We start from the raw sequence: 15,030 nt of genomic DNA, 5'->3' as shown, positions 1-15,030 counted from the left end.
ATCATATTATGAGTGAAATCAACCGCAATGAGACATGGAAAGTAGAAAGTACGGGGATCGATCGCGTACCTGATGCTGAGCAAACCGGTAAACCAATCGAGCTGTTCTGGGTCTGGTCTGCCGCCAATATCGGTATTCTTGGCGTGGTGTATGGGGCGATTGTTGTCGCCTTTGGTCTGTCGTTCATCCAGTCGATCCTCGCAGCCCTGGTGGGCGTCGCCAGCTTTATTCTGGTGGGTTACACCAGCTTCGCCGGCAAGCGTGGCCGTACTTCTACCCTGACCTTATCGCGGGTGATTTTTGGTTTGAAAGGCAATATTGCCCCTACCACCTTCAGTTGGATCAACCTGATGGGCTGGGAGGCAGTCAACGTGATTACCGGCACGCTGACGCTGGCAGCCCTGTTCCAGGCTGCCGGTATGAGCGCCAGCCACTCCCTCACCGCCTTCAGCCTGCTGCTGTTTGGCGGCCTGACCATCGTGGTCAGCCTGCTCGGCCAGAATACCGTAGTCTGGATGCAGAGCTGGTTCAGCCGGATTTTCGGCACCATGACGTTGATCGTGGTGCTGTATATCGTCTTCAATACCGAATGGAGCAAGGTGCTGTCGTTGCCTTCCGGCAGTTGGCTGACCGGTTTCCTGCCAGCGGTTTCGGTGATCGCCGCTGGCACCGGCATCAGTTGGGCCATCGCCGGGGCGGATTACAGCCGTTATCAGAGCCCGCAGTCTTCTGATAAAAGCATTTTTGCCGCCGTAGTAGGGGGAGCCTGCCTGCCGCTGATGCTGTTGATGTTCACCGGGATCCTGCTCTCGGTGCAACTGCCGGATCTCGCCAGCTCCGCTAACCCGATCGCACTGATCGGTTCCGTGCTGCCGAAGTGGATGGCGATCCCCTATCTGCTGGCCGCCACCGCCGGTATTGTCACCATTGCGGTGCTCAGCCTGTATTCTGCCAGCCTGAACTTGCTGACGCTGGGCGTGAAAGTGAAGCAGTCGCTGGCGGTGTCTATCGATGCGGTGCTGGTGCTCGCGATTGCCATCTACGTGCTGTTTATTTCCGAAGACTTCCTGGGGCCGTTTATCTCATTCCTGGTGTTCTGTGGCGTATTCCTCGCCGCCTGGGCGGCAATTTTCATTCTCGATTATACCAAACTGCGCCGCCAGCATGGTTACGATGCCAACGCGCTGTATGGCCTGAACGGCCAGAATCGCGGCGTGCGTAAAGTGCCGCTGTTCTGCTGGTTCCTCGGTGCCTTTTGCGGGCTGATGGTGACCAAAACCGGCTTCATTGATGGCCCACTGGCCATAGGCCTGTTTGCCGACTCCAGCCTTGGGCTGTTCGTTTCCTTCCTGGTCAGCCTGGTGGGTTACGGCCTGTATCTGGCCAGCCGCGGAGCACGCCAATGAGTGAGTTTTTCGCCGTAAAACCGATCCTGGTGCTGGGCGGCGCCGTGGGCGATGTGGTGCTCACGCTGCCCCACCTACCCCGCAGCGGTGATGATATTGAAGCCGTGCCACAAGGCCGGCAGATTGGCGGCTGCGCCTTTAACGTGGCGCGGGCGCTGCGCCGCCTGAATGTGCCCGTGATCAACGGCATGCCGGTTGGCAACGGGGATTGGGGGGCCGCCATTGAAAGCGCGATGCAGGAACTGGATCTGCCGGTGCTGCTGCGCCACGGCCAGATGGATAACGGTTGGTGTTTGGCACTGGTGGAACCCAACGGTGAACGCACCTTTATCACCATCACCGGCTGTGAGGCCCACTGGAATAAAGCCCAGTTAGCCACTCTGCCGCTGGAGCCGGAAACCGTGGTTTATGCCAACGGCTATGAACTGGTGGGTGAAGCGGGTGAAGCCTTGCGCGACTGGCTGACGCGCCTGCCGTTCGACCAGTGGCGGCTGATCGACCCTGGCCCACGCATTGGCCAACTAGGTGCCGATTTTTTCGCCATGCTCAGCGACAGCCATACCCTGCTGACCCTGAACCGTGACGAGGTGGCGATCTTGTGCGGCGAAGGCGATGCGGTCAGCGCCGCCCAGCGCTTTGCCAGCGCACATAACATCCGGCTTATCTGCCGTTTGGATCGCGACGGGGCCTGGATTTGCGACGGCAAGCAACCACCGCAGCATGTGCCGGTCTATCCGGTTGAGGTGGTCGACACCATCGGTGCCGGTGACGCCCACTGTGCCGGCCTGCTGGCCGGGCTTTCCGCCGGCTGGCCATTGCCGCAGGCGGTCGATCTCGCCAACCGCGTCGCGGCCTGCGTGGTCGCCAGCCGCGGTGCGGCAGGTGCACCAGACTGGCAACAGCTGCAGCAGCGCTTTCCTGCCTGATACGTTAAGGGCCCAGGATCTGATGGGCCCTAACGAGGCTTAATGTGCCTTCTGCATCTCCCCGGTCATCTCTTCCGGCCGATGCTGATAGTTGAACGTCAGCGCGAAGATCACCCCCAATACCAGCGTATAGGCTGCAAATACCAGCCAGATGTTCTGCCAGTCTTTCACGCCATCTTGAGTAAAGAAATCCACCACTTCACCGCTGGCGATCGCCCCAACATAAGCCCCGGCACCGTTAACCATGCTCATAAACAGCCCTTGTGCACTGGCACGAATACGGTGGTCGGCCTCTTTCTCAACAAAGATCGCACCCGAGATATTAAAGAAATCAAACGCGCAGCCATAAACGATCATCGACAATAGCAATAGCACAAAACCGAACCCGGCCGGGGTGCCATAGGCCAAGAACAGGAAGCGCAGCGTCCAGGCGGCCATGCTGATCAGCATTACCTGCTTGATGCCGTATTTACGCAGGAAGAATGGGATGGTGAGGATAAAAAACACCTCGGAAATTTGCGACAGAGAAAGCAGCACCGAAGGATAACGCACGCTGAAACTGTCCTGATACAGCGGATTGAGCGAGAAATCATGCAGAAACGGGTTACCGAAGGTGTTGGTGATCTGCAGTGCCGCCCCCAGCAGCATGGCAAACAGGAAGAAGATCGCCATACGCTTTTGCTTGAACAGCACAAAGGCATCCAGCCCCAGCATGCTGACCCAGCTTTGCGAGCGCTTCACGTTGCTGGTTGGGCAATGGGGCAGCGTCAGCGAATAAGCGGCTAACACCAGCGATACCGCCGCAGCCAGGTACAACTGCATATTGCTCAATTCGATTTTGCCAAAGCTGATCAGCCACATCGCCAAAATAAAGCCCACCGTGCCATAAACCCGTACCGGCGGGAAATCCTTGACCGTGTCACAGCCGTGTTTTTCCAGGCAGAAGTAAGAGATGGCGTTTGAAAGCGCGATGGTAGGCATATACACCATGGCGTTGAACAGCATCACCCAGAACATCACCATCGGCTGATCGACCTGTGCCGCGCAGTACAGCGCCAGCGCGCCAAGCAGGTGGCACAGGCCGTAGAGGTAGTTGGCCTTGATCCAACGATCGGCGATGATGCCCGCCAAGCTCGGCATAATCAGTGCCGCAATGCCTTTCGAGCTGTAAACCATCCCTACCTGCGCCCCGCTGAAATGCAGGGTATTGATCATGTAAGAACCTAAGGTCACCAACCAGGCCCCCCAGATAAAGAACTGGAGGAAGATCATCACTTTCAATCGTGTTTTTATTGCCATTACCATCACCTTGTTATTCTGATTTAAACGATGATTGACGCGGCGAGGCTCAGCCTCCACCGCGGGGCATTAGGATAAAATTCGGGCTTAAAGCGTTTTGAAGAACTCACGGATCAGGCGCATAAAATCGTCCGCCGCCATTGCCGCACAGCTCAACGTCTGCTCATGGGAAAGTGGGGTATCTGACAGCCCTTCGGCGTAGTTGGTCATCGCCGACACCACCAGCACCTTCAGGCCGCAATGGCGGGCGGAAAGGACTTCCGGCACGATCGACATCCCCACCACGTCGCAGCCCAGCGTCTGCATCATGCGGATTTCTGCCGGCGTTTCGAAATTCGGACCGGTATAGGCAGCAAACACCCCTTCGGCCAGCGGGATGCCGACCTTTTGCGCCACCTGCGCCAGCTGTGCGCGCAAGTCACGATCGTAGGCATTGGCCAGGCTGAAGAAACGCGGGCCAAAGCGTTCGTCGTTGCTGCCCACTAATGGGGATTCCGGCATAAAGTTGATGTGGTCGGTCAGCGCCACCAGGCTACCCGGAGCCACCGAGGTGCGCAGCGAACCGGCGGCGTTGGTTGCCAGCAGGAACTCACAGCCCAACAGTTTGAAGGTACGGATCGCCGTGGTCATCACCTGCATGCCGCGCCCTTCATAAAAGTGCCCGCGCCCCTTCATGCACAGCACCGGCACGCCTTCCAGCCAACCGGCCACCAGTTGCCCGGCGTGGCCGACCACGCTGCTTACCGGAAAGCCCGGTAATTCGGTATAGTTGATGGTGACGGTATCCTGCATGACCTCGGCCAGCGCCCCCAGCCCAGAGCCCAGAATCAAGGCAGCACGTGGTTGAAAGCCGGGTAGACGGGTGCGCAGAATATCGGCACAGGAAAAAGCATCTTCTTGATTAAACATAGTATTCTCTTCTGTGGATCGATAAAGTCATCCCCATAGTAGAGAGCGTTGACCGGCGGCGACCAATACATTCTTGCCCGCTGATTTATTCCATTTGCCTATAAATACCCAGCAGGGAGGCACACACCGATGAAACAGCCACTGCCCGATCCAAGCCGGATTAACTTCCGGCTGCTGCATTATTTCCGCGTGGTGGCGGAGGAGATGAATTTCACGCAGGCAGCGCGGCGGCTGAACATTTCCCAACCCCCGCTCAGCAAACATATCAAGGAGCTGGAAAGCCAGTTAGGCGTGGAATTATTCAAACGCACCACCCGCTCCATGGCGCTGACGCTGGCGGGCCGCACGCTGTTTCATAACGTCGAGATGCTGCTGGATCAGGCAGGCAATGCGCTGAATCAGGTGCAGCAACTGGGGCGCGGTGAGGCGGGCCATATGGTGATTGGTATGGTGGGCACATCGGTTTGGGGTGGCCTGATCCCGGCGCTGAAACGTTTTACCGCCCAAGCCGATCGTGTGACCTGGGTGCTAAACGAACAGACCCCCAGCCAGCAGATCGTTTCACTGCAAAAACGGCATATCGATATTGGCGTATGGCGTGAAGCAAAGCAGCAGGCACTGCCGGGCCTGGCATGCCAGCTCTTGGCGCGGGAAAAAATTGCGGTGGTATTGCCAGCGTCACATCCGCTGGCGGACGGCACGGCGATCCCGCTGAAAGCCTTACAGCATGAAAAATTTATTGTGCTGCCGCCGCACGAAGCCAGCCTGGGGCTGTATTTGCACAATCTGTGCCTGCAACAGGGTTTTGCGCCAGATATTGCGCATCAGGTTAATGAGCCACAAACGCTGATGGCGCTGGTGGCAGAAGAATATGGTATTACGCTGCTGCCGGACAGCTACGGGCGCATCCCGTGGCCCGGCGTACGTTTCTGCCCGCTGCTGGCGGCACCCTCGGCCGATCTGTATGCGATCTATCATGCCGACAGTGCCACACCGGTGGTACGCGCGTTCCTGAAAATGCTGCGAGCGCCGCAGGCTTAAGGTGCCGCCTGCACCGCAAGTTGGCCGGTGGTACCGCGATCGGCCATTTCCAGCGTTTGGCTGTAAAACAGAAACGGGAAATGTTGCGAGGAAACCTGGTTGAAATACACCAACAGCTCGACGTCACCGTCTACCCAAACGGTATCCTTCCAGCCCCGATCTTCCGCCATCGGTTGTGCGCCGTTGACACGTTTCACCAGGAACTGCACACCCTGAATGTGGAACGCCTGCGGGGTATCGGCATGAATCGTCCAACGCTCCCAAACGCCTTGCTGCGTTTGCACGTCAATACGGTTCATATCCCAGATAGCGCCATTAATCCCGGCCATCTTGTCGCCCAGGCGGAACTCGCGCGAACGGCTGACGCTGCCCTCCAGCAGTTGCTCCGGCAGCAGGCGCATCGGCAGGTTATCTGTCACCAGCGGCAGCAGGCCGGTGGGCCTCAGGGTCAGCACCTGGGTGGAAATCAGCAGGTTGGAGGGTTCGAACAGGCCGCGCAGACGATCCATCATGCCTGCGGCTTCACCGGCAGTCAGAGACACTTCACCGCCATTCGACATGTCGATCAGCACTTCACGGCGCTCCCCCGGAGCGAGCGAAAGCTGCTGTACCGCGACCGGCGCGGGCAGAAAACCTTGATCACCGGCAATCACGCTGATTGGCCGCCCATCACTCAACTTCAGCTGATAGCGCCGAGAGTTGGACGCATTCAGCAAGCGTAGCCGGACCCAGCCGCGAGAGACTTCAACATAGGGGTTCTGCACACCGTTCACCAGCAGCGTATCCCCCATAAAGCCCCCCTGCGCCGGCGGATCGTATACCGGAGTACCAAAGTTATCCAACCGCTTGTCCTGAATGATCAGCGGGAAATCATCCACGCCATAATGATTCGGCAACGGCAGATTTTTACTGACCTCATCCTCAACCAACCACAGGCCTGCCAGCCCGTTATAGACATGCGGCGCCATCCGATTAGGCGTATTGGCGTGATACCAACAGGTGGCTGCTGCCTGGCGGATGGGAATAACCGGCGACCAATCCACATTCGGTGACATCATGCGCGCCGCGCCGCCCATCAGAGGGCCGGGAACCTGTAGCCCGCTGATGGTCATCGACACTGGCTCAGCCAGGCGATTGCTGTAGATCAGCTTCACGTCGTCGCCGTTGTACACCCGCACCGTCGGCCCCAGATAGATACCGTTAACCCCCCATACCGATGCCTTGCGGTTCTCCATAAAGGCCCAGTGGGCACGCTGCAGCGTCAAAAACAGCGGCTGCCCACGGCGGGACTCCAACAGGGGGGGGACAGGTAACAGGGTCTGCGTTGCGCTTGCCTCAGCCCTCAGTGGCACAGCGCCAGCGCACAGCGCCAAGCCCGATGCCTGAATAAACTGACGTCGACTGAGTGACATATTTTCTCCATGAAAACCAAACTAAAGCTGTATGAAAAGCCCTGACTGAACAGGGCGTAAAAGCAACGCGTAATATACCGCCCCCTTTCGCTATAGGGGATAGGGGGCTGGCTAGCCTTAACCTATTGGCATCAGCTATGAGTTAATTTTATTTTTTTGCGGCGTCAAGCTGGGCGACTTCCTCATCCAGCAGCTCAATTTTCGCCTTCATCAGTTCGTGACAACGGGCAGCCAGCTCACGAACCTGCTCTTTGTTATAGGCACGGGTATCGATCGGCTCCAGCATCTCCACGATCACATGCCCATTATTCCAGCGGTTAAGATTGATTTTACCACTGGTGGTGGAAACGCAAATCGGCACAATCTGCACCCCGGCCGCAATCGCTGCGTGGAACGCGCCGGTTTTGAAAGGCAACAGCCCGCGCCCACGGCTACGGGTTCCTTCCGGAAACATCCAGATAGAAATATCCCGTTGCTTAATGGCTTCAACGACCTGAGCGATAGTGCCATGGGCTTTGGCACGGTTATCCCGGTCGATCAGCAGATTACCGGTCAGCCAATAGAGCTGGCCGAAAAACGGGATCCACGCCAGGCTTTTCTTGCCGACCGTCACGGTGCGCGGCTGCACGATATTGGAAACCGTCACCATGTCGTAGTTATTCTGGTGGTTGGCAATGTAAATGCAGGTGCCATTAGCAGACGCACCAGCAGGTTTACGTACTTCGACCTGCAAACCAAACACCGTCGAAAGGCGGCCAAAAAGGTGGCCAAAAGTCGCCACATGACGGGGATTACGCGGGCTGAACAAACAGTAAATCGAACCGAAAATACAGACTAAAATACAATATATTACGACAAAAATAGCACGCAATATCAATAACATAATTACCTCATTAGTACACTGTCGGCACGGCGCTTTACGTCCCGGCTGCTCTCGCTATTTTCTCGCCCGTCAGCGTTCGGCACAATATATTTATGTAGCGAAAATCTACCTGTTTGTATCTCCCCTGCCGCTTGAAGGCGGCAGGGGATAAAACGGCTTACTCTTCACTCTCACCCGGTAACACCCGCTCCGGCATATCCAGTTCAACCCGGTCAATACGCTGCAGGCCACGTGGTAACAGGGTGCCTTTACGGCCACGTTCGGCGCGGAATTTCTGCAGGTCTTCCGGCCGCAGCGTCAGCTTGCGTTTACCCACGTGCAGAGTGATCGAAGTCTGCGGTGGCAGCACAAACAGCCAGGTCAGCTTGTCTTCACCTGAGGCCGCCTGCGCCGACGGTATTGAGACAATCTTGTTGCCCTTGCCTTTCGACAACTGTGGCAGATCGGCCACCGGGAACATCAACATGCGGCCAGCGGCGGTAATCGACAGCAACATGTCATCATCGCCGTTGATCTCGATTGGCGGCAACACCTTGGCGTTATCCGGCAGCGTGATCATCACTTTACCCGCACGGTTGCGCGCCACCAGATCGTTGAAGGTACATACGAAGCCGTAACCGGCATCGGAAGCCATCAACAACTTCTGCTCATCGGCGGCCATCAGCACCTGCTCAATCGTCGCGCCCGGCGGTGGCGTCAGTTTGCCGGTCAGCGGTTCCCCCTGCCCACGGGCAGACGGCAGCGCCAGCGGATCGAGCGCGTAACTGCGCCCGGTGGAGTCGATAAACACCACCGGTTGGTTACTCTTGCCGCGCGCTGCGGCGCGGAAGCTATCACCGGCTTTGTAGCTCAGCCCGGCAGGATCGATATCATGGCCTTTGGCGCTACGCACCCAGCCCATTTCAGACAGCACAATGGTCACCGGCTCAGAAGGCACAAAATCGTGCTCGCTCATCGCCTTGGCCTCTTCGCGTTCGGTCAGCGGTGAACGGCGATCGTCGCCATAGGCCTGCGCATCGGCCTGAATCTCTTTCTTAATCAGCGTATTCAGCTTGCGTTCGGAGGCCAGCAGCGCTTGCAGATGATCGCGTTCTTTCGCCAATTCATCCTGCTCACCGCGGATCTTCACTTCTTCCAGCTTGGCCAAATGACGCAGTTTCAGCTCAAGAATCGCTTCAGCCTGGGTATCAGAGATGCCAAAACGCTGCATCAATACCGGCTTCGGCTCATCTTCGCTGCGGATGATGTGGATCACTTCGTCGATATTAAGGAACGCCACCAGCAAACCTTCCAGAATGTGCAAGCGTTTCAGCACTTTTTCCAGGCGGTAGTTGAGGCGACGGCGCACCGTGTCGCGGCGGAAAACCAGCCACTCGGTGAGGATCTCCAACAGACCTTTAACCTGCGGGCGGTTATCCAGGCCGATCATGTTCATGTTGATGCGGTAGCTGCGTTCCAGATCGGTGGTGGCGAACAGGTGGTTCATCACCTGATCCAGGTCGATACGGTTGGAGCGCGGTACGATCACCAGGCGAGTCGGGTTCTCGTGATCCGACTCGTCACGCAGATCCTCCACCATCGGCAGCTTTTTAGCGCGCATCTGGCTGGCGATTTGCTCAAGCACCTTGGCACCAGAAACCTGGTGCGGCAGTGCGGTGATCACCGCGCTGCCATCCTCTTTCTTCCAGATGGCGCGCATACGCACCGAACCACGGCCATTCTGGTAAATTTTGCGGATTTCGTCGCGCGGGGTGATGATTTCAGCTTCGGTCGGGAAGTCTGGCCCCTGCACAAACTCCAGCAGATCCTCAAGCGAGGCTCCCGGCTTGTCGATCAGTGCCACGGCCGCTGCGGCCACTTCACGCACGTTATGCGGCGGGATGTCGGTGGCCATGCCGACCGCAATCCCCGTGGTGCCGTTGAGCAGGATGTTCGGCAGACGCGCCGGTAACATCTTCGGCTCCTGCATGGTGCCGTCGAAGTTTGGCACCCAGTTGACCGTGCCCTGGCCCAGTTCACCCAGTAATACTTCGGCGTATTTCGACAGGCGCGATTCGGTATAACGCATCGCGGCGAAGGATTTCGGATCGTCCGGTGCCCCCCAGTTCCCCTGGCCGTCGACCAGCGGGTAACGGTAAGAGAACGGCTGCGCCATCAGTACCATGGCTTCATAGCAGGCACTGTCGCCGTGCGGGTGGTATTTACCCAGAACATCGCCCACGGTACGGGCCGATTTTTTGAATTTAGCGCTGTTGTTCAGCCCCAGTTCCGACATCGCATAGATGATGCGGCGCTGTACTGGCTTTAAACCATCGCCAATATAAGGTAGCGCCCGATCCATGATGACGTACATGGAGTAGTCCAGATAGGCTTTTTCAGTGAATGTGTGCAGCGCTAAACGCTCAACACCGTCATGAGTCAGTTCACTCATTACTCAGATATCCTCAGACGACAAAGGGTCGATTCTGCCCGCGATAGTAACTCATCTTGTAGGTAGCTGTCACAGATGGTGCATCCATCGGTTTCTGTCACGTTGATGAAAGAAGATCGGCAAAAGTTGCGTTGCCTGCTTTTCAGGCAGATCAGAGCGATAGGGGTAATCGGGTGAGAAAATATGCTGACGAGACCGATAACGGTAACGCCATTGCCATCACAGTGTTTCTTTATGAAATCTATCTGTTCGCAAAATGGGCACCATACATCAACGTTAGCCATTCTATCCCCACATGCAGAAGCAAGTGATTTTATACCCATGAATACCTGGCTCCGCCTTACCGCTCAACATGGAAAGAAATGAAACTGTGACCTATGCTTGTGATGCTTACACACTGTTATAGATAAAGATTTTTTATCCGCCTTTAGTTGAATAATTAAGGAATGCTAATGACTTATCATCTACTCACCCTTTGGGATATAGTGGCAACGACATTTTCGTTCTTCTTTCTTATCGCCTATCTGTTTATTTTATTCCAGGTCGTCTCCGATCTTTTCCGCGATCACGAATTAAGCGGTTTTTATAAAGCCGTCTGGATTGTGTTCCTGCTGTTCATCCCGCTGTTAACTTCTTTAGTCTATCTTATCGCTCGCGGTAAAGGCATGGCTGAGCGGCATCGTGCGCAGGTACAAAAATCGGTCTCTGCTACCAATGAGTACATTCGTGAAGTCGCCGGTAAATCGCCAGCCGAGCAGATTTCTGACGCCAAAAAACTGTTGGATGATGGCGTGATTAGCGAAGCTGAATATCAACAGCTTAAAGCGAAGGCATTAGCCTGATACTTGCACTGATGACGAGCGTCCGTTTCGCGCAGAACGTAAAGATAACCCGCAAATAGCAGCAGCGTACCGGGCCTAATCCCGCAGAAAAAACCACCACCTGCATAACAGGGTTTTGTCGCATTAATGCGGCAGAACCCATTCGCTGCTCTATGACCACAGTGAATTACGCATTTTATGCAAAATACTGCCATTGGCAGGCATCTTTATTGACTCACAGTCAATACTGTTGTGCGTTAGCTCGCATTTTTTCCTGGCACGTAAAGGATTACACTGCGTTTCAGCAATTTCTAATTCCGACAGGGGCAGTGTAGCGATGAGTAATATCCTGATTATTAACGCCAAGAAACAATTCGGCCATTCCAATGGCGAACTGAATCAAACTCTGAGCGACGTAGCGGAAAGTTTTCTGCGCGACGCCAAGCACGACGTGCAGGTCACCGTGGTCGATGATGGCTACGACATTGAAGCCGAAGTGCAGAAATACCTGTGGGCAGATGCAGTGATCTATCAGATGCCAGGCTGGTGGATGGGTGAGCCCTGGATCCTGAAAAAATACATCGATGAGGTATTCACCGCTGGCCACGGCAGCCTGTATGCCAGCGATGGCCGTACCCGCAGCGATGCGGCTAAAAAATACGGCTCCGGCGGCCTGATTCAAGGAAAGAAATATATGCTGAGCCTGACCTGGAACGCGCCGCTGCAAGCCTTTACCGATCCCGAACAGTTCTTCCACGGCGTGGGGGTTGACGGCGTTTACCTGCACTTCCACAAGGCCAACCAGTTTTTGGGCATGGAAGCTCTGCCGACCTTTATCTGTAATGATGTGATTAAGCAGCCGGATATTGCGGGTGATATCGCGCGTTTCCGCACGCATCTGGCTGAGGTGTTTGCTTAAGCGTCGCCCCTAACCCTCTCCCACTGGGAGAGGGAACTGGCTAGGCTTAAAGATGAGCAGCATGCTCAATATTGCCCCCTTATCCCTCACACAGATCTACAGCGTCTGTACATCAATGTTTGCGCTGACATAGTCCAGAAAACAGGTGATGCGCGTGGCCAGTTGCGTATTACGGTAATACACCGCATTGATTGGCTGGCGCACGTCCAGCGTTTCTTCTGCCAAAAGCGCGATCAAGCGCCCTTCGCGCCGATCTTCACGCGTCATAAAATCTGCTAACTGCACAATCCCTACCCCGCGTAGCGCCAGTTGCCGCAGCGTTTCACCGCTGGAAGCCGCCAGCGTAGGGGTAATGGCAAAATGCTCCGCCTGCGGGGTGCGCAGCGGCCACAGATTCAGAGATTCTGGCTGGGTGAACCCCAGCAGACAATGCTGATTCAGCTCCTCCACACGTTGTGGGGCACCAAAGCGGGCAATATATTCCGGGCTGGCGAGAATGCGTAACCGGCTGGCCCCCAGCAGACGCGCGTGGATGGTCGAATCGCGCAACGCACCGATGCGGATGGCAATATCGGTACGTTTCTCCAGCAGATCGATAATCTGGTTATCGGTATTCAGCTCCAGCTCAATCTGCGGAAAGCGTTGGCGAAAACCGGCCACCAGCGGCACGATAACGTGCTCCATAAAGGGCGCAGCAGCGTTAACCCGCAACCGGCCTGCCGGGATCTGGCGGCACAGCGCCATCTGCTCTTCTGCATTCTCCACCGCAGTGATGATCTCCCGCGCATGAGAGAGAAAACTTTGCCCCTCCTCGGTTAATTCCAGGCGGCGCGTAGTTCGGCGCAATAGGGTGGTGTTGAGTTTTTTTTCCAGGCGGCTGAGCGCACGGCTGATGCCGGAAGTAGTCTGGCCAAGTTGTTCAGCGGCGGAGGTGATGGAGCCGCTATCGACCACCGAGGTGAATGCGAGCAATTCTTCGAGGGTAATTTTCATGCTTTCCGCCCTGAATGTCGGGCGCAATCTGCCGCGCCTCTACGGATTGAGGCAGGGGCCGGTATGCCGGCCCCCGGGCATCAGACCGAAAGCTCGGCCATGTCGCCTTTATCCTGCAGCCAGTTGCGGCGATCTTCCGAGCGCTTCTTCGCCAGCAGCATATCCATCAGTGCCATGGTGTGATCCGCATTCTCGTCATCAATGGTCAACTGCACCAGGCGGCGAGTATTGGGATCGAGCGTGGTTTCACGCAGTTGCAGCGGGTTCATCTCACCCAGCCCTTTGAAGCGCTGGACGTTCGGTTTACCTTTCTTACGCTTCAACTGCTCCAGCACCCCGGCCTTCTCCTCTTCGTCGAGGGCGTAGTACACCTCTTTACCCAGGTCGATACGGTACAGCGGTGGCATCGCCACATACACGTGCCCGCCTTTGACCAGCGTGCGGAAGTGGCGCACAAACAGCGCACACAGCAGCGTGGCAATATGCAAGCCGTCGGAGTCCGCATCCGCCAGGATACAGATCTTGCCGTAACGCAGTTGGCTGAGATCTTCGCTGTCGGGATCGATGCCGATCGCCACCGAGATATCATGCACTTCCTGCGACGCCAGCACTTCGTCAGAAGAGACTTCCCAGGTGTTCAGGATCTTCCCTTTCAACGGCATGATCGCCTGATACTCACGATCGCGCGCCTGCTTGGCCGAGCCGCCCGCCGAGTCCCCTTCCACCAGGAACAGTTCGGTCATGCTCAGATCCTGCGAGGTGCAATCCGCCAGTTTGCCGGGCAACGCCGGGCCGCTGGTCAGCTTTTTACGCACCACTTTTTTCGCCGCCCGCAAACGGCGCTGGGCGCTGGAGATCGCCAGTTCCGCCAGTTGTTCGGCCGCCTGCACGTTCTGATTCAGCCACAGGCTGAAGGCGTCTTTCACCACGCCAGAAACAAACGCCGCGCACTGGCGCGAAGACAAACGCTCCTTGGTCTGCCCGGCAAATTGCGGATCCTGCATTTTCACCGACAGCACGTAAGCACAGCGATCCCAGATATCTTCGGCGGAAAGCTTCACGCCGCGCGGCAGAATATTACGGAATTCGCAGAATTCACGCATCGCATCCAGCAGCCCCTGGCGCAAGCCGTTGACATGCGTACCGCCCTGCATGGTCGGGATCAGGTTAACGTAGCTTTCCGTCAGCAGTTCGCCACCTTCCGGCAGCCACAACAGCGCCCAGTCCACCGCCTCGGTATCACCGGCAAAGCTACCGACAAACGCTTTTTCCGGCAGGGTAATCAGGCCGTTCACCGCTTCCATCAGGTAGTCGGTCAGGCCGTCCTGGTAACACCAACGCTGCTCGGTATTGTTTACCTTGTCGAAAAAGTAGATTTCGACCCCGGGACACAGCACCGCTTTAGCCTTCAGCAGGTGGGAGAGACGTGAAACCGAGAAACGCGGGCTGTCGAAGAACTGCTCGTCAGGCCAGAAATGCACGCTGGTACCGGTGTTGCGTTTACCGCAGGTGCCGGTGATCGTCAGTTCCTGCACTTTATCGCCGTTTTCGAAAGCGATGCCGTAGACGTTACCGTCACGGCGCACGCTGACTTCCACGCGCTTTGACAAGGCGTTCACCACCGAGATCCCCACACCGTGCAGGCCGCCGGAGAACTGGTAATTTTTATTGGAGAACTTACCGCCAGCATGCAGGCGGCAAAGGATCAGTTCCACCGCTGGCACGCCTTCTTCCGGGTGGATATCCACCGGCATACCGCGGCCATCATCAATCACTTCCAGCGACTGATCGGCGTGCAGAATCACATCGATGCGCTTGGCGTGGCCCGCCAACGCTTCATCGACGCTGTTATCAATCACCTCTTGGCCGAGGTGGTTCGGGCGCGTCGTGTCGGTATACATACCGGGACGGCGGCGCACTGGTTCTAGACCGCTGAGTACTTCAATGGCATCAGCGTTATAGCTGGATTGAGTCATCGTTGATTATTTTT

At 56.5% G+C, this 15,030-nt stretch carries 12 protein-coding genes; 5 read left to right on the top strand and 7 right to left on the bottom strand.

Features of this window, described 5'->3' with window-relative positions; genetic code table 11:
- Positions 1-8: 8 nt before the first annotated feature.
- The gene (locus tag BMI79_RS09870; protein WP_076941960.1) at positions 9-1,406 is read left to right on the top strand and encodes a purine-cytosine permease family protein; all 1,398 of its coding nucleotides are present in this window, start codon (positions 9-11) and stop codon (positions 1,404-1,406) included.
- The gene (locus BMI79_RS09865) at positions 1,403-2,332 is read left to right on the top strand and encodes a PfkB family carbohydrate kinase (RefSeq protein WP_076941959.1); all 930 of its coding nucleotides are present in this window, start codon (positions 1,403-1,405) and stop codon (positions 2,330-2,332) included. Before BMI79_RS09870 ends, BMI79_RS09865 begins: the two co-directional genes overlap by 4 nt.
- Positions 2,333-2,371: 39 nt before the next feature.
- Here the strand turns inward: BMI79_RS09865 and BMI79_RS09860 are convergent, their stop codons facing one another.
- Complete coding sequence (locus tag BMI79_RS09860) at positions 2,372-3,631, bottom strand: nucleoside permease (protein WP_076941958.1); 1,260 nt, start codon at positions 3,629-3,631, stop codon at positions 2,372-2,374.
- 87 nt (positions 3,632-3,718) lie between these two features.
- Positions 3,719-4,540 carry a xanthosine phosphorylase gene (xapA, locus tag BMI79_RS09855; protein ID WP_076941957.1) on the bottom strand — a complete coding sequence of 274 codons (822 nt, stop codon included), beginning with the start codon at positions 4,538-4,540 and terminating at the stop codon, positions 3,719-3,721.
- A gap of 129 nt (positions 4,541-4,669) precedes the next feature.
- Between xapA and BMI79_RS09850 the strand changes: the two genes are divergently transcribed.
- The gene (locus BMI79_RS09850; protein WP_076941956.1) at positions 4,670-5,581 is read left to right on the top strand and encodes a LysR family transcriptional regulator; all 912 of its coding nucleotides are present in this window, start codon (positions 4,670-4,672) and stop codon (positions 5,579-5,581) included.
- On the opposite strand, the gene ftsP is transcribed toward BMI79_RS09850, so the two are convergent.
- The 3 genes from ftsP to parC all read right to left on the bottom strand — a co-directional run bounded on the left by ftsP (position 5,578) and on the right by parC (position 10,307).
- A complete protein-coding gene (ftsP, locus tag BMI79_RS09845) occupies positions 5,578-6,993 on the bottom strand; it encodes a cell division protein FtsP (protein ID WP_076941955.1) in 1,416 nt (471 codons plus the stop codon). The two genes, BMI79_RS09850 and ftsP, sit on opposite strands and share 4 nt — an antisense overlap.
- 148 nt (positions 6,994-7,141) lie before the next feature.
- Complete coding sequence (locus BMI79_RS09840) at positions 7,142-7,876, bottom strand: 1-acylglycerol-3-phosphate O-acyltransferase (protein WP_076941954.1); 735 nt, start codon at positions 7,874-7,876, stop codon at positions 7,142-7,144.
- A 157-nt stretch (positions 7,877-8,033) separates the two neighbouring features.
- Positions 8,034-10,307 (bottom strand): DNA topoisomerase IV subunit A, encoded by a 2,274-nt coding sequence (parC, locus tag BMI79_RS09835; RefSeq protein WP_076941953.1) that lies wholly within the window; start codon positions 10,305-10,307, stop codon positions 8,034-8,036.
- Positions 10,308-10,759: 452 nt separating this feature from the next.
- Between parC and BMI79_RS09830 the strand changes: the two genes are divergently transcribed.
- Positions 10,760-11,149: an SHOCT domain-containing protein gene (locus BMI79_RS09830; protein WP_076941952.1), complete on the top strand. Its 390-nt coding sequence runs from the start codon at positions 10,760-10,762 to the stop codon at positions 11,147-11,149.
- A gap of 316 nt (positions 11,150-11,465) precedes the next feature.
- Entirely contained in the window at positions 11,466-12,047 is a 582-nt protein-coding gene (locus BMI79_RS09825) for an NAD(P)H-dependent oxidoreductase (protein WP_076941951.1), read from the top strand.
- Positions 12,048-12,143: 96 nt separating this feature from the next.
- On the opposite strand, the gene BMI79_RS09820 is transcribed toward BMI79_RS09825, so the two are convergent.
- Entirely contained in the window at positions 12,144-13,040 is an 897-nt protein-coding gene (locus tag BMI79_RS09820) for a LysR substrate-binding domain-containing protein (protein ID WP_076941950.1), read from the bottom strand.
- An 80-nt stretch (positions 13,041-13,120) separates the two neighbouring features.
- Positions 13,121-15,016, bottom strand: a complete 1,896-nt coding sequence (gene parE, locus BMI79_RS09815) for a DNA topoisomerase IV subunit B (protein WP_076941949.1) — start codon at positions 15,014-15,016, stop codon at positions 13,121-13,123.
- Positions 15,017-15,030 lie beyond the last annotated feature (14 nt).

The organism is Serratia oryzae (assembly GCF_001976145.1).
In the GTDB taxonomy this organism is placed as follows: Bacteria; Pseudomonadota; Gammaproteobacteria; order Enterobacterales; family Enterobacteriaceae; genus Chania; species Chania oryzae.
This window is presented reverse-complemented; position numbering and strand designations above follow the sequence as displayed.

What these genes read in the sequence shown, in the direction of transcription:
- BMI79_RS09870 (WP_076941960.1), top strand. Translation starts at nt 9, where the DNA reads ATGAGTGAAATCAACCGCAATGAGACATGGAAAGTAGAAAGTACGGGG.
- BMI79_RS09865 (WP_076941959.1), top strand. Translation starts at nt 1,403, where the DNA reads ATGAGTGAGTTTTTCGCCGTAAAACCGATCCTGGTGCTGGGCGGCGCC.
- BMI79_RS09860 (WP_076941958.1), bottom strand. Translation starts at nt 3,631, where the DNA reads ATGGCAATAAAAACACGATTGAAAGTGATGATCTTCCTCCAGTTCTTT.
- xapA (WP_076941957.1), bottom strand. Translation starts at nt 4,540, where the DNA reads ATGTTTAATCAAGAAGATGCTTTTTCCTGTGCCGATATTCTGCGCACC.
- BMI79_RS09850 (WP_076941956.1), top strand. Translation starts at nt 4,670, where the DNA reads ATGAAACAGCCACTGCCCGATCCAAGCCGGATTAACTTCCGGCTGCTG.
- ftsP (WP_076941955.1), bottom strand. Translation starts at nt 6,993, where the DNA reads ATGTCACTCAGTCGACGTCAGTTTATTCAGGCATCGGGCTTGGCGCTG.
- BMI79_RS09840 (WP_076941954.1), bottom strand. Translation starts at nt 7,876, where the DNA reads ATGTTATTGATATTGCGTGCTATTTTTGTCGTAATATATTGTATTTTA.
- parC (WP_076941953.1), bottom strand. Translation starts at nt 10,307, where the DNA reads ATGAGTGAACTGACTCATGACGGTGTTGAGCGTTTAGCGCTGCACACA.
- BMI79_RS09830 (WP_076941952.1), top strand. Translation starts at nt 10,760, where the DNA reads ATGACTTATCATCTACTCACCCTTTGGGATATAGTGGCAACGACATTT.
- BMI79_RS09825 (WP_076941951.1), top strand. Translation starts at nt 11,466, where the DNA reads ATGAGTAATATCCTGATTATTAACGCCAAGAAACAATTCGGCCATTCC.
- BMI79_RS09820 (WP_076941950.1), bottom strand. Translation starts at nt 13,040, where the DNA reads ATGAAAATTACCCTCGAAGAATTGCTCGCATTCACCTCGGTGGTCGAT.
- parE (WP_076941949.1), bottom strand. Translation starts at nt 15,016, where the DNA reads ATGACTCAATCCAGCTATAACGCTGATGCCATTGAAGTACTCAGCGGT.